Raw genomic sequence first — 18,592 nt, forward strand, 5'->3', positions numbered from 1 at the left:
GGTCCCGGTCTAGAGGTCGCGGTCCGGGCCGGCGGGGGGCCACTGCTCGCCCCACTCGGCGTCCCGGGCCGCCTTGTAGAGGTCGCCGTGGCGCTTGGTGACGGTGGCCCGGCCCAGCCCCGACTCCTCGGGACCGCACAGGTCCAGCAGGACGAGCCCCTTCCGGATCTGCGGCCTGCGCGTGATCCGGGAGGGGACGGGCGCCGCGGGGAAGCGGGTCGCGGCCACGTAGGCGAACTTCTCGTCCTCGTACGGGAGCGAGCCGCCCTTGACCTGCCGGTGCAGCGAGGAGCGGCTGACCCGCGCCGAGAAGTGGCACCAGTCCCGGCCCACCTCGATGGGGCAGGTCCCGTCGTGCGGACAGGGCGCGGCCACCTTCAGCCCGGCGGCGATCAGCTGCTCGCGGGCCGCGCGGATGCGCAGGTACCCCTCGGGCGTGCCCGGCTCGATGAGGACGACGGCCTGCCCGGCGCGGGCCGCCTCCGCCACGACGGCCTCGCGGGCCTCCTCCGTCAGCTCGCCCAGCACGTACGAGACGGTGACCAGGTCGGCCTCCGGCAGGGCGACCCCCGCCCCGATGACCGCCCGGCGCCACTCGGCCGCGCGCAGGGTGGGGGAGGCGGAGCGGCCGGCCAGCTCCTTGCCCAGGGCCAGGGCCGGCTCGGCCCAGTCCAGCACGGTCGTCGTACGGGGTCCCTCCCACAGGGCGTCCGCCGCCCAGGCCGCGGCGCCCGTCCCGCCGCCCACGTCCAGGTGCGAGCCCGGCGCCCACTGCGGCGCGGCCTGTGCCAGCCCGTCCAGCGCGGAACGCACCGCCTCGAAGGTGGCCGGCATCCGGTACGCCGCGTACGCCGCGACGTCGGAGCGGTCGCGCAGCACGGGGGCGTCGGTGGGGATGGTGCCCCGGTAGTGGGTGATGAGCCGCTCGACGGCGGCCGTGGCCTGCTTCTGCGGGAGTCCGTCGAGCAGCCCGCCGAGGGCGCTGCGGAGGGTTTCGGCGGTGGTGGGGGCGGTGGCGTTCACCAGCGAAGTTTACGGCGCCGCCGGATCGGCCGGTGCTGCCGCATCGGCCTGGGCCGCCGTACCGGCCGGTGCGGCCATCGGCTCCCGCTCCCGCCAGGGCCGGCACAGGGCCAGGAAGCAGCCGGCCGCCAGGACCGAGCAGCTCAGCTGCACCAGGGCCATCGGCACGGCCGTGTGCTCGCCCGCGATCCCGACCAGCGGCGAGGCCACCGCGCCGACGAGGAAGGAGGAGGTGCCCAGCAGCGCCGACGCCGATCCGGCGGCGTGCGGGGTGCGCATGAGGGCCTGCGCGTTGGTGTTGGGCAGGACCAGGCCCATCGCCGACATCAGCACGAACAGCGCCGCCGCGACGGGCAGCAGCCCGGCCTTCCCGAACACCCCGGCGGACATCAGCAGCAGGGCCACGGAGGCGGTCATGAACACGGCGATCCCGACGGCCAGCACCTTGTCCAGGCTGACCCGCCCGACCAGCAGCTTGCCGTTGACCTGGCCGACGACGATCAGCCCGACGGAGTTGAGGCCGAACAGCAGGCTGAACGCCTGCGGGGAGGCCCCGTAGATCTCCTGCACGACGAACGGCGAGGCGGAGATGTACGAGAAGAGCACCGCGAAGGCGAAGCCGCCCGCCAGGGTGTACCCGGCGAAGACCCGGTCCGCGAGCAGCCCCCGCATGGTCCGCAGCGCGGCGCCCACACCGCCGGTCTGGCGCCGCTCGGGCGGCAGCGTCTCGCCCAGCCCGCGCCAGACCACCAGGGTCAGCGCCAGGCCGACGGCGGTGAGGACGACGAACACCCCGCGCCAGTCGGCGAAGCGGAGCACCTGGCCGCCGATCAGCGGGGCGATGATCGGGGCGGTGCCGGATATCAGCATCAGGGTGGAGAAGAAACGGGCCATCTCGACGCCGTCGTACAGGTCGCGGACGACGGCCCGGGCGATGACGATCGCCGCCGACCCGGCCAGGCCCTGGAGCAGCCGGAAGCCGATGAGCAGCCCGGCGGAGGGGGCGAGGGCGCAGATCGCGGTGGCCAGGACGTAGACGGCCATCCCGGTCAGCAGGGGCCGGCGGCGCCCCCACTTGTCGCTCATGGGCCCGATGACCAGCTGTCCGAGCGCCATGCCGGCGAGGCAGGAGGTGAGGGTGAGCTGGATGGTCGCGGCGGGGCTGCCCAGGGCGGCGGTGACCTGCGGCAGGGCCGGGAGGTACATGTCCATGGACAGCGGGGGCAGGGCGGTCAGCCCGCCCAGGATGAAGGTGACCAGCAGACCGGTGCGGCGCGCGGCCTTCAGGGGGACGGTGACGGGAGCCGAAGGTGAGGACTCGTGCGAGGGGGCCGCCGACGGGCCTCTCTCCGACATACAGGACTCCTGTCTTTCCAGTCGTTTCATCTGCTTTGCGTACCCCGGACCGGACCATGCTCTCAGCTGTCGGACCGTCCCGGGCCGGATGTCCGCTGTGACGTACTCTCCGGGCCCATGAGCGCACGTGGGAACAAGATCGCTGTAGTGACCGGGGCCGGCTCCGGGATCGGCCGCTCCGTGGCCCTCGCCCTGGCCGGCGCCGGCTGGTCGGTGGCCGTGGCCGGGCGCCGGATCCAGCCCCTGGAGGAGACCGCCGCGGCGGCGGAGGGCGGGGACGTCCTGCCCGTACGGGCGGACGTGAGCGACCCGGGCGAGGTGACCGCCCTGTTCGAGACGGTCCGGGCCCGCTACGGACGCCTCGACCTCCTCTTCAACAACGCCGGCACCTTCGGCCCCTCCGGGGTCCCGCTGGAGGACATCGCGTACGAGGACTGGCGCCAGGTCGTCGACGTCAACCTCACCGGGGCCTTCCTCTGTGCCCAGGGCGCCTTCCGGATGATGAAGGAACAGGACCCGCAGGGCGGCCGCATCATCAACAACGGCTCCATCTCGGCGCACGTCCCCCGGCCGCACTCGATCGCCTACACGGCCACCAAGCACGCCATGACCGGCCTGACGAAGTCCCTGTCCCTGGACGGGCGGCCCCACCGGATCGCCTGCGGGCAGATCGACATCGGCAACGCGGCCACGGACATGACCGCGCGGATGCAGACCGGGATCCTCCAGGCCAACGGACAGCTGGCGGTGGAGCCGGTGATGGACGCGGCGGACGTCGCCCGCACGGTCCTGCACATGGCGGAACTCCCGCTGGAGGCGAACGTCCAGTTCGCCACGGTGATGGCCACGGCCATGCCGTACATCGGCCGCGGATAGCCCCCGCAACGCACAGCGCCCGGTCCGCCCCCTGGGGGAGCTGACCGGGCGCAGGTCGTACACGGTTACTTCACGGCGGCCGGGGTCTTGGCCGCGCCCCGCAGGCCCGCCGGGAGGAGGAACACCGTCAGGACCGCCGCCAGGTACAGGGTCCAGACCACCAGCTGGGCCACCGTCGGGTCCGGCTGGAAGTTGAAGACGCCCTTCAGCAGGACTCCGTACCAGCTGTCCTGCGGAATCGCCCCGCTGATGTCGAACGCCTTGTCCTGCAGGCCGCCGAGGAAACCGGCCTCCTGGAGGTCGTGGACCCCGTACGCGAGGACACCCGCCGCGACGACGACCAGCATCCCGCCCGTCCACGTGAAGAACTTCGACAGGTTGATCTTCAGCGCGCCCCGGTAGAACAGCCAGCCCAGCACGATGGCGGTCGCGATGCCCAGCAGCACCCCGATCAGCGGCGCGGAGGAGCCCTCCCCGCTGGCCCGGACCGAGGCCCACACGAACAGCGCCGTCTCCAGGCCCTCGCGGCCCACCGCCAGGAACGCGGTGGCGACCAGCGCGCCGGTGCCCATCGCGAGCGCCGCGTCGAGCTTGCCCTGGAGCTCGCTCTTCAGGTGCCGCGCGGTCTTCTTCATCCAGAAGACCATCCACGTCACCAGAGCGACCGAGACGATGGACAGGCTGCCGCCGAGCAGCTCCTGCGCCTCGAACGTCAGCTCCTGCGTGCCGAAGGTGAGCAGCGCGCCGAACGCGAGGGAGATCGAGCAGGCGATCCCGATCCCGAGCCACACGGGCCGCAGCGCGGCCCGGTTCCCGGTCTTCACCAGGTAGGCGACCAGGATGCAGACGACCAGGCTCGCTTCGAGCCCCTCGCGCAGGCCGATCAGATAGTTGCCGAACACGGCGTTTCCTCTCCGGAGGGGACTACGCGAACAGCGTCCGGCCCCACCAGTCGTCCTTGTCGCGGACGCCCGGCGGGACGGCGAAGACGGCCGAGCCCACGTGCTGGATGTACTCGTTCAGCGCGTCGTTCTTCGACAGCCGGCGCTGGATCGCGACGAAGCCCTTGCGGACGTCGCGCTGGTAGGCGAGGAAGAACAGGCCCGCGTCGAGGCGGCCCAGTCCGTCCGTGCCGTCGGTGAAGGAGTAGCCGCGGCGCAGGATCGCCACGCCGTCGTTGCTGTCGGGGTGCGCCAGGCGCACGTGCGAGTCGGGCTTCATGGCCTTCAGGAACGGCTCGTCGCGCTCCTTGGACTTGCCGACCGGCGCGCCCTCGCCCTTGTCACGGCCGAAGACGTCCTCCTGCTCGCGCAGCGAGGTGCGGTCCCAGGTCTCGATGTGCATCCGGATCCGGCGGGCGACCAGGTAGGAGCCGCCGGTCAGCCAGGCGCTGCCGTCGCCCGCGCCGACCCACACGTGCTTGTCCAGGGCGGCGGTGTCGGTACCGGAGATGTTCCGGGTGCCGTCCTTGAAGCCCATCATGTTGCGCGGGGTCTGCTCGTCGGGCGTGGTCGAGGAGGTCTTGCCGAAGCCGAGCTGCGACCAGCGCACCGCCACCTTGCCGAAGCCGATGCGGGCCAGCTGGCGGATGGCGTGCACCGCCACCTGCGGATCGTCGGCGCATGCCTGGACGCACAGGTCGCCGCCGGAGCGGGCCGGGTCCAGGTTGTCGCCGGGGAAGGCTTCCAGGTCCACCAGGGCCTCGGGGCGCTTGCCCTCCAGACCGAAGCGGTCCTTGGCGAACAGGCCCGGGCCGAAGCCGATGGTCAGGGTGAGCCGGGAGGGCTTGAGGCCCAGGGCCTCGCCCGTGTCGGTCGGCGGGGCCTCGGGGACGCCCTCGAACACGTCACCGACGGGCAGGCCGGCCGTCATCAGCCGGGCGGCCGCCGTCCAGTCCTTGAGGAGCTTGACGAGCTCCTCGCGGTCCTTGGTCTTCACATCGAACGCGGCGAAGTGCAGCCGGTCCTGGACGGCGCTGGCGATGCCCGCCTGGTGCTCGCCGTGGAAGGGGACGGCCGCCCCGGCGGAGGCCGCCGGCGCGAGGTCCGAGCCGCCGCCCAGTGCCGCGACGGCGCCGCCGGCCGCGGCCGCGCCGAGCGCCAGCCCGGCCCCGCCCCAGCCGAGCAGGGCACGGCGCGAGGGCGCCGCGGCGGGCCCGGTGGAATCGGTCGACTCCACGGACTCCAGGGACTCCTGGGACTGGGACACCTTCGGCTCCTGGGCGTCGGTCATGGTGGGATCTCCCCCTCTGCCTGGCGGTGGACTACTTGGCGACCGCGGCGGCCAGCTTCGACAGCGGCTCGGCCAGGGCGCTGACGCCGTCGGAGAGCTCCTTGCGCTCGGTCTCGCCGACCTTGTCGTAGGAGGTGAACTCGTAGCCGTTCTTGTCCGCCCGGTACTTGTCCAGGAGGGTGTTCAGCGCGGCGAACTGGGTGTCCAGCTGCTTGGCGAGCTCCGGGTCGTTCTTCGCGGTGACGGGCTTGAGCAGCTCGTAGGACTTCTCGGCGCCCTCGACGTTGGCCTTGAAGTCGACCAGGTCGGTGTGGCTGTAGCGCTCCTCCTCGCCGGTCACCTTGCCGGTGGCGACCTCGTCGAGGAGCTCCTTGGCGCCGTTGGCCATGGAGGTGGGGGTGATCTCGGCCTGGCCGACCTTCTTCTGCCAGGCGGTGAGGTCGGTGATCAGGGTGTCGGCCAGCTTCTTCTCGTCGTCGCCGATCCGGTTGTCCTGGAACAGGGCCTTCTCCAGGCGGTGCCAGCCGGTCCAGTCCTTCGCCGGGTCCTGGCCGGCCTCCAGGCCGTCCTCGCGGACGTCCACCTTCGGGTCGATGTCGCCGAAGGACTCGGCGACCGGCTCGGTGCGCTCCCAGCCCAGGCGGGAGGGGGCGTACGCCTTCTTCGCGGCCTCCAGGTCGCCGGCCTTGACGGCGTCGGCGAAGACCTGCGCCTTCGGCAGGGTCTCGTCGGCCTGCTCCTGGACGTACTTGCGGTACGCGGCCACGGCGGCGTCCAGCTCCGGGCTGCGCTTCTCGGAGCCGCCCTTGCCGGTGGCCTTGACCTTGGTGCGGATGCCGTCGCCCTTCATGCCCGGCTTGCAGGCGAAGACGTAGTCCCCGGCCTTGATCTCCGCGGTGATGGTGGCCTTGGTGCCGGGGCCGATGTTCTCGCGCTCGGCGACGATGCGGTCGTCGGGGAAGAGCACGTACAGCTCGGTGACCTTGGAGCCCTTGTTCTCCACCTCGACGGAGACCTTGCCCGCCGGGAAGTCCGTCGCGGAGACCTCGCACGCGCTGTCGGTCGCGTTCACGTGCAGCGCACCCGAGCCGCCCTTGTCGCTCTTCTCCGCGCAGCCGGTGACGGCGGTGAGCGCGACGACGGCTGCGGCCGCGGTGAGGACGGTGAGGCGGGCGGGTCGCATGGAGGCTCCTGGCGAGGTGGAGGCGTGGAACAAGCTGGTGAGGCGGACCTAACTTAACCGAGGCTTACCTGACCGACGCCCACTCGTCCAGTGATTCAGCTCTCACTGGCCGATCCCGGACACGAGGCCGTTACGGCCCCTCCATGGCCGGCCCAAGCGAAAGTCAAGCGGAAGTCAAGGCCGGGGGGCCGCACCGGCCCGTGCTTCAATGCCGACGTGAACGATCTCGACGTGATCAAGGTGTTCTGCGCGGCCGACGGCCGGCACGGCAACCTGCTCGGCGTCGTCCGCGACGGCCGCACCGTCCCGGACGACCAGGCCCGGCAGGCCCTCGCCGCCGAGCTCGGCTACAGCGAGACGGTGTTCGTCGACGACCCCGAACGCGGGATCGTCGACATCCGCACCCCCGGCACGCGCATGTCCTTCGCCGGTCACCCGCTCGTCGGACTCGCCTGGCTGCTCGACATCGAGGAGCTCCAGCCGCCCGCCGGATCCGTATGGGCCCGGGGCGACGGGGAGTTCACCTGGATCACGGCCCGCCCCGAATGGGTCACCGGCAAGCGCACCCGGCAGTACGCCACCGCCGCCGAGGTCGAGGCCCTGCCCACCCCGCCGCCCGGCGAGGGCTGGCTCTACGCCTGGGCCTGGGAGGACGAGGCCGCCGGCCGGATCCGCGCCCGCGGCTTCCCGCGCCGCCCCGACGGGGCCGTCGCCGAGGACGAGGCCACCGGCTCGGCGGCGATCCTCCTCACCGCCGAGCTGAACCGCGCCCTGAACATCACCCAGGGCGCCGGCTCCCAGCTGCTCACCGCCCCGGCCCCGGACGGCACGGTGGAACTGGGCGGCCGGGTCCGCTTCGCCTCGTGAGCCTCGTGAGCCTCGTGAGCTCGTGGGGCTCATGGGCTTCGTGAGCCGGGCTCACGCGCTGATCGGGAACTCCTCGCCCAGCTCCCGGAACACGGCCCCGTTGTAGTCGAAGGCCCGCTTGCACTCGTCGATGATCCGGCGTTTCTCCAGGTCATCGGCGTCGATCGCGTCCAGCAGCTCCCGGTAGCCCCGCTTGAACGCCGCCGGGTTGGCGATGTCCGCGAAGACGTAGAACCGCACCCCGTCACCCTTGCGGGCGAATCCCCAGGTGCGCTCCGCCTTGTCCCGGATGATCTGCCCGCCGGAGAGGTCGCCCAGGTAGCGGGTGTAGTGGTGGGCGACGTATCCGCCCGGCCAGCTCGCCGCGCACCGCGCCACCCGGGCCGCGTACGCCCGCGTGGCGGGCAGCGCGGTGACGGCCTCCCGCCAGTGCGGCCCGATCAGGTGCGCCAGGTCGCGCTCGATCTCCGCCACCCGCATCAGCTCCGGACGGATGAACGGTCCCGCCACCGGGTCCGCGCGGAGCCCGTCGGCCGCGTCCTCCAGCGCCCGGTACACGAACCACAGCTGTTCGGTGTAGCGGGTGTAGGCGTCCACGCCGAGCCGCCCGCCGAGCAGGTCGCTCATGAAGGCGGAGGTCTCGGCTTCGGTGTGCTGCTCGTGCGAGGCGGTACGGATGAGCGTGGAGAAGGCGTCCACGTCGGACCTCCGCGGAAGGGGAATCGGGCGCGGCGACACCGCCGCCACGCCCGATCCTCCTGCCGGTGTCCGCCCGCGTCAATGTGTTCCCGACGCGTTGTCGGTAAAAAGCCGCTCAGGGGAGGGTGAGGATCTCCGCCCCCGTGTCCGTCACCACCAGCGTGTGCTCGAACTGCGCGGTCCGCTTGCGGTCCTTGGTGACGACCGTCCAGCCGTCCTCCCACATGTCGTACTCGTGGGTGCCCAGCGTCAGCATCGGCTCGATCGTGAACGTCATCCCCGGCTCCATGACCGTGGTCGCGTGCGGGCTGTCGTAGTGCGGGATGATCAGGCCGGAGTGGAAGGACGAGTTGATGCCGTGCCCGGTGAAGTCCCGGACCACGCCGTAGCCGAACCGCTTCGCGTACGACTCGATGACCCGGCCGATGACGTTGATCTGGCGCCCGGGCTTGACCGCCTTGATGGCCCGGTTCAGGGCCTCGCGGGTGCGCTCCACCAGCAGCCGCGACTCCTCGTCCACCTCGCCGCACAGGTAGGTGGCGTTGTTGTCGCCGTGCACCCCGCCGATGTACGCGGTCACGTCGAGGTTGACGATGTCCCCGTCGCGCAGCACGGTCGAGTCGGGGATGCCGTGGCAGATGACCTCGTTGACCGAGGAGCACAGGGACTTCGGGAAGCCCCGGTAGCCGAGCGTCGAGGGGTAGGCGCCGTGGTCGCACATGTACTCGTGCGCGACGCGGTCCAGCTCGTCCGTGGTCACCCCCGGCGCGATGTGCTTCGCGGCCTCCTCCATCGCCTGCGCGGCGATACGGCCCGCGACGCGCATGGCCTCGATGGTCTCGGCGGACTGCACCTCGGGTCCGGAGTACGGCTTGGGGCCGGGCTTGCCGACGTACTCGGGGCGGCGGATGTTTCCGGGAACGGAACGGGCGGGGGAGAGCTCGCCTGGTACGAGCAGCGACTGGCCAGACATGCAAGCGAGTGTATCGATCGGCCATGGGGCAGCATGGCGCTGTAGACGAGGACCGAGAGGAGCCTGCGGAGAGATGGCACTGTTCAAGAAGCGTCAGGTGGGCAAACCGGGCGAGTGGTACTACTGCCTGGTCCACAAGAAGGTGGAAGAGGGCCCCGACTGCCCCGCGAAGGACCGTTTCGGCCCGTACACCAGCCGCGAGGAAGCCGCCCGCGCCATGGAGACGGCGCAGGAGCGCAACCTCGAATGGCAGAACGACCCCCACTGGAACGACAAGACCGGCGAGGACGAGGGGGACGGCACCGGTACGGCCACCCCCTGACGGGCCCCGGCTACCAGCGGCTGGGCGGCGGCGCGGTCAGCTGATCGGCCAGCCGCGCCAGCCGGTCCCGCAGCTTCCCCACGCCCGCACCACCCCGCCGCACCGGCAGGCCGTTCTCCCCGGCCGCCGCCCCCACCAGGTGCTGCACGGTGTCCAGGTCCGGGGTGCCCTCCTCGGCCGGCACCGACAGGGCGTCATGCGCGAGGGCGCCCAGATCCGCGTCGCCGCCGTCCAGGGACAGCACGGTCGCCCCGGCCCGCCGGGCGTCGTGGACCCGCTCCAGCAGGCCCTCGCCCGGCTGCTCCGGAGCCACCACCAGCAGGGTGTGCCCGCGCCGGGCCGCCTCCAGCCGGCCCAGCCCGACCGACAGGTGCGGCGGCGCGCCCGGCAGCACCCGGTGGCGTACGAGGGTCGGCGCCAGCTCCGGCTGCCCCGACCAGGCGGCCTCGTCCACCAGGTGCGCCGCCAGGTGCCAGGGCTCGTACCGCTCCGTCCCCACCAGCAGCAGCCCCCCGCCGGCCGGTACCACCGCCCGCCGCAGCGACCCGGCGAACCGCCGCGCCTCACCCGGCCACGCCGTCCCCGCGAGCACCTCGCGCAACAGAGCCACCCTCACGGCATCCATGGCCGGCATCCTGCCGCAACCACCGGGCCCCCGGGAGCGCTTCGCGCCTCTCCCACCCCTCCGGGACCGTCCTACCCGGCAGTACGCTCGCACCCATGACTTCCTCAGACTCAGCCAGCACGCAGAAGCCGCCGGCCAAGGACCCCTGGGACCTGCCCGACGTCTCCGGCCTGGTCGTCGGCGTCCTCGGCGGCACCGGCGACCAGGGCCGCGGCCTCGCCTACCGCCTCGCCCGCGCCGGCCAGAAGGTGATCATCGGCTCCCGGGCCGCCGACCGCGCCGAGACCGCCGCGCGGGAACTGGGCCTCGGTATCGAGGGCGCCGACAACGCCGCGTGCGCGCGCCGCAGCGACATCGTCATCATCGCGGTGCCGTGGGAGGGCCACGCCAAGACCCTGGAAGCGCTGCGCGAGGACCTCGCCGGCAAGCTCGTCGTCGACTGCGTCAACCCGCTGGGCTTCGACAAGCAGGGCGCGTACGCCCTCCAGGTCGAGGAGGGCAGCGCCGCCCAGCAGGCCGCCGCCCTGCTCCCCGGCTCCCGGGTCACCGCGGCCTTCCACCACCTCTCGGCGGTCCTCCTCCAGGACGCCTCCGTCGAGGAGATCGACACCGACGTCATGGTCCTCGGCGAGTCCCGCGCCGACACCGACCTGGTCCAGGCCCTCGCGGCCCGGATCCCCGGGATGCGCGGGGTCTTCGCGGGCCGCCTGCGCAACGCCCACCAGGTGGAGGCGATGGTCGCCAACCTCATCTCGGTCAACCGCCGTTACAAGGCCCACGCGGGCCTGCGCCTCACGGACGTCTGAGCCCCCGCCCGGGCCCCGTCCCCGGTCCCCGCGCCGCGGGGGCGGGGGCCCGGGAGGGATGGGGGACACTGGAGGGGCTCGACCCCGTCCCGCGTCGCCGAGGAGCTGTTCCCGATGCCCCGCCTTGCCGTGTTCGCCGTAGTCGCCTGCGTCCTTGCCGTGGCCGCCGCCGTGGTCGCCTTCGTGGAGGGCAGCTTCCTCGGGATCGTGTGGGTGCTGCTGGCGGGTGTGACGTCCAACATGGCCTGGTTCTACCTGCGCAAGGCCAAGGCCGAGAAGCAGCGCGGCACCGCCTGACGGGGAGGCGGCGCGTCAGTCCACGGGGGCGGCGCAGAAACCGTCCTGGTCCAGCCAGAAGCGGTACAGGTCGTGGCCGCAGTACGTCTCCAGGTCCGAGACGCCCAGCGCCCGCAGGACGGCCTGGACCACGTCGAAGAAGGCGCTGTTGACCTCCGGGATCCACAGCAGCGCGAACACCCCGATCAGCGCGAACGGCGCCAGCGGCGCGAGCTCGCGGCGGGCGCGGTGCGACAGCCAGGGCTCGATGACCCCGTAGCCGTCCAGGCCCGGGACCGGCAGGAAGTTCAAGATCGCCGCCGACACCTGGAGCAGTGCCAGGAAGGCCAGCGCGAAACGGAACGGCACCGGCACCCCGTCGAGGGCGTCCAGCCAGAACGGCGCCGTGCAGATGACCGCGAAGGCCACGTTCGTCAGCGGGCCCGCCGCCGAGATCAGGCTGTGCCGCCAGCGGCCCCGGATCCGGTCCCGCTCGATGTACACGGCCCCGCCGGGCAGGCCCAGCCCGCCCAGGATCACGAAGACCACCGGCAGCACGATGCTCAGCAGCGCGTGCGTGTACTTCAGCGGGTTCAGCGTGAGGTAGCCCTTGGCGCCGATGGTGGTGTCACCGCCGTGCAGGGCGGTCCGGGCGTGCGCGTACTCGTGCAGGCACAGCGAGACCACCCACGCCGAGGTGACGAAGAGGAACACCGCCAGCCCCGGGCTCGTCCCGTACCCGGTCCACACCGCCCAGCCGGTGACCGCCATGACGGCGACGATGCCGAGGAAAACGGAACTGATACGCCGCTCACTGCGGCCGCCCTGGTGAACCATGCGGCGAAACCTATCCCGGGCTCGCGGCCCGGGCGGGGGCGGGGGCCGGGGACAATGGGCCGGTGCGCTACGCGATTCTCGGCTCCGCCCAGGCCGTCCGCGACGACGGGACCCCCGTCGCCGTCGGCGGCGCACGCCTGCGCGCGCTCCTGACGGCGCTCGCGCTGCGACCGGGCCGGACCGTGCCCGCGGGGCTGCTGGTCGCCGAGGTGTGGGACGGCGACCCGCCGGCCGACGCCCCGGCCGCGCTCCAGGCGCTGGTGGCCCGGCTGCGGCGGGCCCTGGGACACGAGGCCGTGCGCTCCGGCGAGGGCGGCTACGGGCTGGCGGCGCGACGGGAGGACGTCGACCTGTACCGCTTCGAAGGGCTCGTGCGCTCCGCCGCGGCCACCGAGGACCCCGCCCGGGCGGCGGCCCTGTACGACGAGGCCCTCGCGCTGTGGCGGGGCCCCGCGCTGGCCTCCCTCCCCGATCCGGCGGCCGAGTCCGCGCGCTGGGAGGCCGTACGGATGGACGCGCGCCGGGGCCGCCTGGGCGCGGCGCTGGCTGTCGGCCAGGCGGAAGAGGCCCTGCCGGAGCTGACCGAACTGTGCGCCCGCCACCCCCTGGACGAGTCCCTGCAGTCCCTCCGCATCCGGGCCCTCCGCGCCGCCGGCCGCCCCGCCGAGGCCCTGGCCGCCTACGAGACGGTCCGCCGGGACCTCTCCACCCGCCTGGGCACCGACCCGGGGCCGACCCTGCGCGCCCTCCACACCGAACTCCTCACCGACGACCCCACCGACGACCCGGCCCCGCCGCCGCCCCGCCCCGCACCGGCCGCCCCCGCCCCCGTGACGGGGAACCTGCGGGCGCGGCTGACCACCTTCGTCGGCCGGGAGGAGGACATCCGGGTCATCGGGGACGACCTCTCCCGGGCCCGCCTGGTCACCCTGCTCGGGCCCGGCGGCGCGGGGAAGACCCGGCTGTCGCAGGAGGCCGCCGAGGCGCACCCCGCGGGGGAGTGGCCCGACGGGGTGTGGCTCGTGGAGCTCGCGCCCGTCGATGACCCCGAGGACGTCGCCGAGGCCGCCCTCGCCGCCCTCGGCGCCCGCGAGACCAAGCTGCGCGGCGCCGCCGCCGAGGAACTGCGGGCGCTCACCGACCGCACCGGCGACCGCCCCCTCGACCTGCTCGCCGAACACTGCTCACGCCGCCGGCTCCTGCTGCTCCTGGACAACTGCGAGCACGTGATCGGCGCCGCCGCCGAACTTGCCGAGCGGATCCTGACCCGGTGCCCCGGCGTGCGGATCCTCGCCACCAGCCGCGAACCGCTCGGCGTGCCCGGGGAGTTCCTGCGGCCCGTCGAACCGCTGCCCGACCCCGTCGCGCTGCGGCTGCTGGACGACCGGGGGGCCGCCGCAAGGCCCGGGTTCCGCGTCGCCGACGACCCCGGGGCCGCCGCCGAGATCTGCCGCCGGCTGGACGGGCTGCCGCTGGCCATCGAGCTGGCCGCCGCCCGGCTGCGGCTGCTCACCCTCCGGCAGATCGCCGACCGGCTCGACGACCGCTTCCGGCTGCTCACCGGCGGCGCCCGGACCGTCCTGCCCCGCCAGCAGACCCTGCGCGCCGTAGTCGACTGGTCCTGGGACCTGCTCGACGCGCCCGAACGGGCCGTCCTGCGCCGGCTGTCGGTCTTCGCCGGCGGCTGCGACCTGGAGGCCGCCGAGGCCGTCTGCGCCGACGGCAGCGGCCTCGACGTCGCCGACGTGATGGCAGCCCTGGTCGACAAGTCCCTCGTCGTCGCCGCCCCCGGCCCGGCCGGCGAGATGCGCTACCGGCTCCTGGAGACCGTCGGCGAGTACGCCGCCGAACGCCTGGACGAGGCCGGTGCGGGCCGCGACCGCGAGGACACCGAGCGCCGCCACCTCGTCCACTACCGCGAACTCGCCCGCACCACCGAGCCCCGGCTGCGCGGCCGCGGCCAGCGCGCGGCGGTGGACCGCATCGCCACCGAGTACGAGAACCTCCGCACCGCCCTGCGCCGGGCCGTCGCCACCCGCGACACCGGCGAGGTCCTGTGCCTGGTCCACGCCCTCGCCTGGTACTGGCACATGCAGGACCTGCGCGGCGAGATCCGGCACTGGACCGAGGCCGCCGCCGCCCTGGGCCCCGACCCCTTCGCCCCGCCCCACGTACCCGCCGAGCCGCTGTACGAGAGGCTCCTCGACTCGCCGCCGCCCTACTCCGGCGAGGTCCTCGCCGAAGCATGGCGCGCCCTGCACCTGGTACGCCTCACCTCCCGCGACCACACGGCCGCCACCTGGGACAGCCCCGAGCTCCAGGCCGAGGTCCAGGGCATCCTCGCCACCTACCGGCCGGGCCTGCCGCAGACCTGCCGCACACCGGGCTCCCTGTGGATCTACGCCGTCATGATCTCGGGGCAGCCCGGGCTGCTCAAACAGGTCATCGAGGCGACCGTCACCGCCTCCCGCGCCCTCGGCTACCGCTGGGAACTCGCCTCCGCCCTCCAGCTGCGGGCCAACATCCTCGCCAACCGCGCCGACTGGGCCCACGACGCCTCCCGCGACGCCGAGGAGAGTCTGGCCCTCTTCCGCGAGCTCGGCGACGACTGGGGCTGCGCCGAGGCGCTGTCCGCCCGCGCCGAGGCCCGGGAGAAGAGCGGCGCGTACGAACTCGCCCGTCAGGACTACCTCGACGCCATCACCCACGCCGAACGGCTCGGCGCCCGCGCCCAGATGACGGTGCTGCGGGTGCGGATGGCCGGTGCCGTCATGGAGAGCGGCCGGCTGGACGAGGCCGAAAAGATCCTCGCCGAGATCACCGCCACCGGACAGCGGTTCGGCAACGAGGCCATGCCCGCCGCCCGCCTGTTCTACGCCGGACTCCTCGGCCGCACCGGCCGGATCGCCGAGGCTCGCGCCCAGATCGTCCTGCTGCACGAGGAGTTCGCGCGCGGCGCGTTCGCCGTCTTCGACGTGTTCCTGCACGCCATGACGGCCTGGCTGGACAACCAGGAGGGCAAGTACGAGGACGCCCTGGACCGCATCCGCGAAGCCCATGAGTCCGTCCGCCACCCGCTGGCGGCGATGGTCGCCCCGCAGCTGCCCGCCGTGTTCCTGGTGTCGGCCGCCGTCTCCCTCGCCTCGCTCGGCGGCCGGCGGCGGGCCCACGACGCGGCCCGGCTGGTCGGCGCCTACCACGCCCACCTGCCCGAGGGGCACTTCGCCGTCACCGCGGAACGCGAGGACGCCGCCCGCGCCGAGGAACTGGCGCGGACGGCACTCGGGGACGCGGCGTACGAGGCCGCGCACGCCGAAGGCGGCGGCCTCACCCTGGAGGAAGCCGCCGCCCTCTACTGACCCGCCCCCGTGCGGAGCCCGGTCCGGGACGCGATCCGGAACGGACCGGCCGGCCGGATCAGGTCTTCTGGCGGAACTTGCGCACCGCGAGCGGCATGGCGGCCGCGGTGATCAGCACCGACCAGGCCAGGGTCACCCACACCGAGTGGCCCAGCGCCGTGCCGTTCATCAGGCCGCGCGCCGCGTCGGCCAGGTTCGACAGCGGGTTGTAGTCCGTGAACGCCTGGAGCCAGCCCGGCATCGTCGTCGGCGGGGCGAAGATCGAGCTGCCGAACTGCAGCGGCATCAGGACCAGCATCGCCATGCCCTGGACCGCCTGCGCGGTCTTCATCGTCAGACCCAGCAGGATGAAGATCCACATCAGGGAGGCGCCGAAGACCGCCGACAGCCCGATGGCCAGCAGCAGGTCCACCGCCGAGTGGACGGACAGGCCCAGCATGAAGCCCACGGCCAGCAGGATCGCGATGGCGACCATCATCCGGCCGAGCTCCACGACGATCTTCGCGATGAGCACCGAGGACCGGGCGATCGGCATGGACCGGAACCGGTCCATCACGCCCTTCTTGAAGTCGTCGTTGACGCCGGTGCCGACGCCCATGGCGATGTTCATGCCCATCATCGCCATCAGACCGGGCACCACGTAGTTGACGTACTGCTCCTGGTTGCCCTTGCCGGAGATCGCGCCGCCGAAGACGAACACGAACAGCAGCGTGAAGATGATCGGCATGAACACGGCGTCGAACATCGACTCCGGGTCCTGCTTGATCTGCAGGGCGTTGCGGCGCACCAGGGCGCCGATGTGGCGCAGGTTGCCCCGCAGGCCGATCCGGCCGTCCTCGGACGGGTCCGGGGCCGCGCCGCCGCGGGCGGTCGCGGGCCTGGTGGTGGTGACGGTGCTCATGCCGCGACCTCCTTGCTCTTCTCGGTCTTCTTGTGGGGAACGGAGTCCTCGGACGGGGCCGTCCGCTGTCCGGTGATGGACAGGAACACCTCGTCGAGGCTGGGCAGGTAGGTGCCGAGGTCGGCGATCGCGTACCCGCGGCCGGCCAGCAGGCCGACGACGGCGGTCAGCTGCTCGTCGCTGAGGACGGGGACGAGCAGGACGCCCTCGTCCGGCACGGCCTGGGCGCCGGACACCCCGTCCAGGCCGGCCTCGGACAGGGCGCGGGCCATGTCGGGCAGGTCGGCGGAGGCCACCGGGCGGATCCGCAGGGTGCGGCCGCCGACGCGCGCCTTCAGCTCGTCCACCTTGCCGTTGGCGATGACCTTGCCGCGGTCGATGACCGTCAGCTCGCTCGCCAGCTGCTCGGCCTCCTCCATGTACTGGGTGGTGAGCAGGACGGTGGCCCCCTCGGCGACCATCCGCTGCACCTCGTCCCACACCTCGTTGCGGGTACGGGGGTCCAGACCGGTGGTCGGCTCGTCCAGGTAGAGGACGGCCGGGCGGCCGATCATCGAGGCGGCCAGGTCCAGCCGGCGGCGCATGCCGCCGGAGTAGTGCATCGCGGCCTTCTTCGCGGCCTCCGTCAGGGAGAACCGCTCCAGCAGCTCCTCGGCCCGGGCCCGGGCGTCCTTGCGGGACAAGTCCAGCAGCCGGCCGATCATGTAGAGGTTCTCCCAGCCGGAGAGCTTCTCGTCGACCGAGGCGTACTGGCCGGTCAGGCCGATGGTGCGGCGCAGCTGGCGCGGCTGGCGGACCACGTCGTAGCCCGCGACCGTCGCCGAACCGGAATCCGGGGTGATCAGGGTGGACAGGCAGCGCACCAGGGTGGTCTTGCCCGCGCCGTTGGGGCCGAGGACACCGAGCACGGTGCCCTCGCGGACGAAGAGGTCGACCCCGTCCAGGGCCTTCGTGTCGCCGTAGTGCTTCACCAGCCCCCGCACTTCGACGGCGTAGGGAGTGTTGTCGTTTCGCGTCATGTCCACCATGGGACCAGCCGCCACTGACAAACCTCCGACAGCCGACCGACAGCCCGCCGAAGGCCCGCCCACGCCCTGTCGGTGGACGCGGCAGAGCCCGCCGGCACCGGGGCCGACGGGCTCCGCACGGGAACCGGGGCCGCCTAGTGGAAGGCGTGCTCCGCCTGCGGGAACGTCCCGCCGACCACGTCCTCGGCGAAGGCCCTCGCCGCGTCACCCATGGTCGCGCGCAGGTTCGCGTACTGCTTGACGAAGCGCGGCATCTTCCCGCTGGTCAGGCCCATCATGTCGGTCCACACCAGCACCTGCGCGTCGCACTCCGCGCCCGCCCCGATGCCGACGGTCGGGATGTGCAGGGACCGGGTGACCTCGGCGGCCAGCTCCGCCGGGACCAGCTCCAGCACCACCGCGAAGGCACCCGCGTCCTGCGCCGCCTTCGCGTCCCGGAGCAGCTGGTGCGCGGCCTCGTCCCCGCGGCCCTGCACCCGGTAGCCCATGGCGTTCACGGACTGCGGGGTCAGGCCCAGGTGGGACATGACCGGGATGCCGGACTGGACGAGCAGTTCCGTCTGGTGCAGCGAGCGCTCGCCGCCCTCCAGCTTGACCGCCTGGACCCCGGCCTCCTTGACCAGCCGGGTCGCGCTGCGCAGCGCCTGCACGGCGCCCTCCTGGTAGGAACCGAACGGCAGGTCGCCGACGACGAGGGCCCGGCTGGTGCCGCGTACGACGGCCGCCGACAGCATCGTCATCTCGTCCATCGTCACCGGGACGGTGGTGTCGTAGCCGAGGTGACAGTTGCCCATCGAGTCGCCGACGAGGATGACCGGGATGCCCGCCTCGTCGAACACGGACGCCGTCATGGCGTCGTAGGCGGTGAGCATCGGCCACTTCTCGCCGCGCTCCTTGGCGAGGGTGAGGTCGCGGACGGTGATGCGCCGGGTGCCCGTGCCTCCGTACAGGGTGGGGGAGGCGGCTTCGCGGGCAGGCGAAACGGCATGCGTCATTGCAACTGCTCCTTGTGTCATCTCGAGGCGCCCTCACGGCGTCCCCGGACTCACCACCCATGGTGGCACCCGTCCGCCCGTCGGCGGAAGTGGCGCAGCCGCGTCGTCGTGACCGGTCCGTCACACCCCTGGCCGGTCTCCAGGCGCACCGGAGCCAATGTGCGCGTTTCGTGACAAGCGGAACCCCGGCCGCACGCCCGTTCGTCCTCCCGGTCGTACGGCCGCGAAGGACGG

Annotated in this window: 18 protein-coding genes; 6 read left to right on the forward strand and 12 right to left on the reverse strand. The window is 73.0% G+C overall.

Annotation, left to right across the window (positions count from 1 at the left end; translation table 11 throughout):
• Window positions 1–9 precede the first annotated feature (9 nt).
• Complete coding sequence (locus tag ABZ716_RS03715; RefSeq protein ID WP_358956218.1) at window positions 10–1,023, reverse strand: small ribosomal subunit Rsm22 family protein; 1,014 nt, start codon at window positions 1,021–1,023, stop codon at window positions 10–12.
• A 9-nt stretch (window positions 1,024–1,032) separates the two neighbouring features.
• Window positions 1,033–2,379 carry a multidrug effflux MFS transporter gene (locus tag ABZ716_RS03720; protein ID WP_358956221.1) on the reverse strand — a complete coding sequence of 449 codons (1,347 nt, stop codon included), beginning with the start codon at window positions 2,377–2,379 and terminating at the stop codon, window positions 1,033–1,035.
• Window positions 2,380–2,496: 117 nt separating this feature from the next.
• Between ABZ716_RS03720 and ABZ716_RS03725 the strand changes: the two genes are divergently transcribed.
• Window positions 2,497–3,255 carry an SDR family oxidoreductase gene (locus ABZ716_RS03725; RefSeq protein ID WP_358956223.1) on the forward strand — a complete coding sequence of 253 codons (759 nt, stop codon included), beginning with the start codon at window positions 2,497–2,499 and terminating at the stop codon, window positions 3,253–3,255.
• A gap of 65 nt (window positions 3,256–3,320) precedes the next feature.
• Here the strand turns inward: ABZ716_RS03725 and efeU are convergent, their stop codons facing one another.
• From efeU to efeO, 3 genes are read right to left on the reverse strand one after another with little or no spacing between them, the layout of a single operon-like run.
• The gene (gene efeU, locus ABZ716_RS03730) at window positions 3,321–4,157 is read right to left on the reverse strand and encodes an iron uptake transporter permease EfeU (RefSeq protein ID WP_358956225.1); all 837 of its coding nucleotides are present in this window, start codon (window positions 4,155–4,157) and stop codon (window positions 3,321–3,323) included.
• 22 nt (window positions 4,158–4,179) lie between these two features.
• The gene (efeB, locus tag ABZ716_RS03735; protein WP_358956228.1) at window positions 4,180–5,487 is read right to left on the reverse strand and encodes an iron uptake transporter deferrochelatase/peroxidase subunit; all 1,308 of its coding nucleotides are present in this window, start codon (window positions 5,485–5,487) and stop codon (window positions 4,180–4,182) included.
• A 31-nt stretch (window positions 5,488–5,518) separates the two neighbouring features.
• Window positions 5,519–6,670, reverse strand: coding sequence for an iron uptake system protein EfeO (gene efeO / locus ABZ716_RS03740; RefSeq protein WP_358956231.1), 1,152 nt, complete (start codon window positions 6,668–6,670; stop codon window positions 5,519–5,521).
• 216 nt (window positions 6,671–6,886) lie between these two features.
• Between efeO and ABZ716_RS03745 the strand changes: the two genes are divergently transcribed.
• Window positions 6,887–7,537, forward strand: coding sequence for a PhzF family phenazine biosynthesis protein (locus ABZ716_RS03745; RefSeq protein ID WP_358956233.1), 651 nt, complete (start codon window positions 6,887–6,889; stop codon window positions 7,535–7,537).
• A gap of 51 nt (window positions 7,538–7,588) precedes the next feature.
• Here the strand turns inward: ABZ716_RS03745 and ABZ716_RS03750 are convergent, their stop codons facing one another.
• Together ABZ716_RS03750 and map are read right to left on the reverse strand one after the other, a co-directional pair.
• Window positions 7,589–8,236: a biliverdin-producing heme oxygenase gene (locus tag ABZ716_RS03750; RefSeq protein WP_351881453.1), complete on the reverse strand. Its 648-nt coding sequence runs from the start codon at window positions 8,234–8,236 to the stop codon at window positions 7,589–7,591.
• 115 nt (window positions 8,237–8,351) lie between these two features.
• Window positions 8,352–9,209 carry a type I methionyl aminopeptidase gene (gene map / locus ABZ716_RS03755; protein WP_358811463.1) on the reverse strand — a complete coding sequence of 286 codons (858 nt, stop codon included), beginning with the start codon at window positions 9,207–9,209 and terminating at the stop codon, window positions 8,352–8,354.
• Between the two features lie 73 nt (window positions 9,210–9,282).
• On the opposite strand from map, the gene ABZ716_RS03760 reads away from it, so the two are divergent.
• Window positions 9,283–9,531, forward strand: a complete 249-nt coding sequence (locus tag ABZ716_RS03760; protein WP_351881447.1) for a hypothetical protein — start codon at window positions 9,283–9,285, stop codon at window positions 9,529–9,531.
• A gap of 10 nt (window positions 9,532–9,541) precedes the next feature.
• On the opposite strand, the gene ABZ716_RS03765 is transcribed toward ABZ716_RS03760, so the two are convergent.
• Complete coding sequence (locus tag ABZ716_RS03765; protein WP_358811464.1) at window positions 9,542–10,156, reverse strand: hypothetical protein; 615 nt, start codon at window positions 10,154–10,156, stop codon at window positions 9,542–9,544.
• A gap of 95 nt (window positions 10,157–10,251) precedes the next feature.
• Between ABZ716_RS03765 and npdG the strand changes: the two genes are divergently transcribed.
• Both npdG and ABZ716_RS03775 read left to right on the forward strand, forming a co-directional pair.
• Window positions 10,252–10,962, forward strand: a complete 711-nt coding sequence (gene npdG, locus ABZ716_RS03770; protein WP_358811465.1) for an NADPH-dependent F420 reductase — start codon at window positions 10,252–10,254, stop codon at window positions 10,960–10,962.
• A 114-nt stretch (window positions 10,963–11,076) separates the two neighbouring features.
• The gene (locus tag ABZ716_RS03775) at window positions 11,077–11,259 is read left to right on the forward strand and encodes a hypothetical protein (RefSeq protein ID WP_358811466.1); all 183 of its coding nucleotides are present in this window, start codon (window positions 11,077–11,079) and stop codon (window positions 11,257–11,259) included.
• A 15-nt stretch (window positions 11,260–11,274) separates the two neighbouring features.
• On the opposite strand, the gene ABZ716_RS03780 is transcribed toward ABZ716_RS03775, so the two are convergent.
• Entirely contained in the window at window positions 11,275–12,075 is an 801-nt protein-coding gene (locus ABZ716_RS03780; RefSeq protein ID WP_358956235.1) for a site-2 protease family protein, read from the reverse strand.
• A gap of 62 nt (window positions 12,076–12,137) precedes the next feature.
• Between ABZ716_RS03780 and ABZ716_RS03785 the strand changes: the two genes are divergently transcribed.
• On the forward strand, window positions 12,138–15,434 hold the full coding sequence (locus ABZ716_RS03785; RefSeq protein ID WP_358956237.1) for a BTAD domain-containing putative transcriptional regulator: 3,297 nt from the start codon (window positions 12,138–12,140) through the stop codon (window positions 15,432–15,434).
• Window positions 15,435–15,492: 58 nt separating this feature from the next.
• Here ABZ716_RS03785 and ABZ716_RS03790 read toward each other — a convergent pair whose 3' ends face one another.
• From ABZ716_RS03790 to panB, 3 genes are all read right to left on the reverse strand, one after another.
• Entirely contained in the window at window positions 15,493–16,335 is an 843-nt protein-coding gene (locus tag ABZ716_RS03790) for an ABC transporter permease (protein ID WP_358811469.1), read from the reverse strand.
• On the reverse strand, window positions 16,332–17,363 hold the full coding sequence (locus ABZ716_RS03795) for an ATP-binding cassette domain-containing protein (RefSeq protein ID WP_358956416.1): 1,032 nt from the start codon (window positions 17,361–17,363) through the stop codon (window positions 16,332–16,334). The genes ABZ716_RS03790 and ABZ716_RS03795 overlap by 4 nt, the downstream gene beginning before the upstream one ends.
• A 134-nt stretch (window positions 17,364–17,497) precedes the next feature.
• Window positions 17,498–18,358, reverse strand: a complete 861-nt coding sequence (panB, locus tag ABZ716_RS03800; protein WP_358811470.1) for a 3-methyl-2-oxobutanoate hydroxymethyltransferase — start codon at window positions 18,356–18,358, stop codon at window positions 17,498–17,500.
• Window positions 18,359–18,592: the final 234 nt, after the last annotated feature.

This window comes from Streptomyces sp. NPDC006687 (assembly GCF_040636215.1).
Classification (GTDB): domain Bacteria; phylum Actinomycetota; class Actinomycetes; order Streptomycetales; family Streptomycetaceae; genus Streptomyces.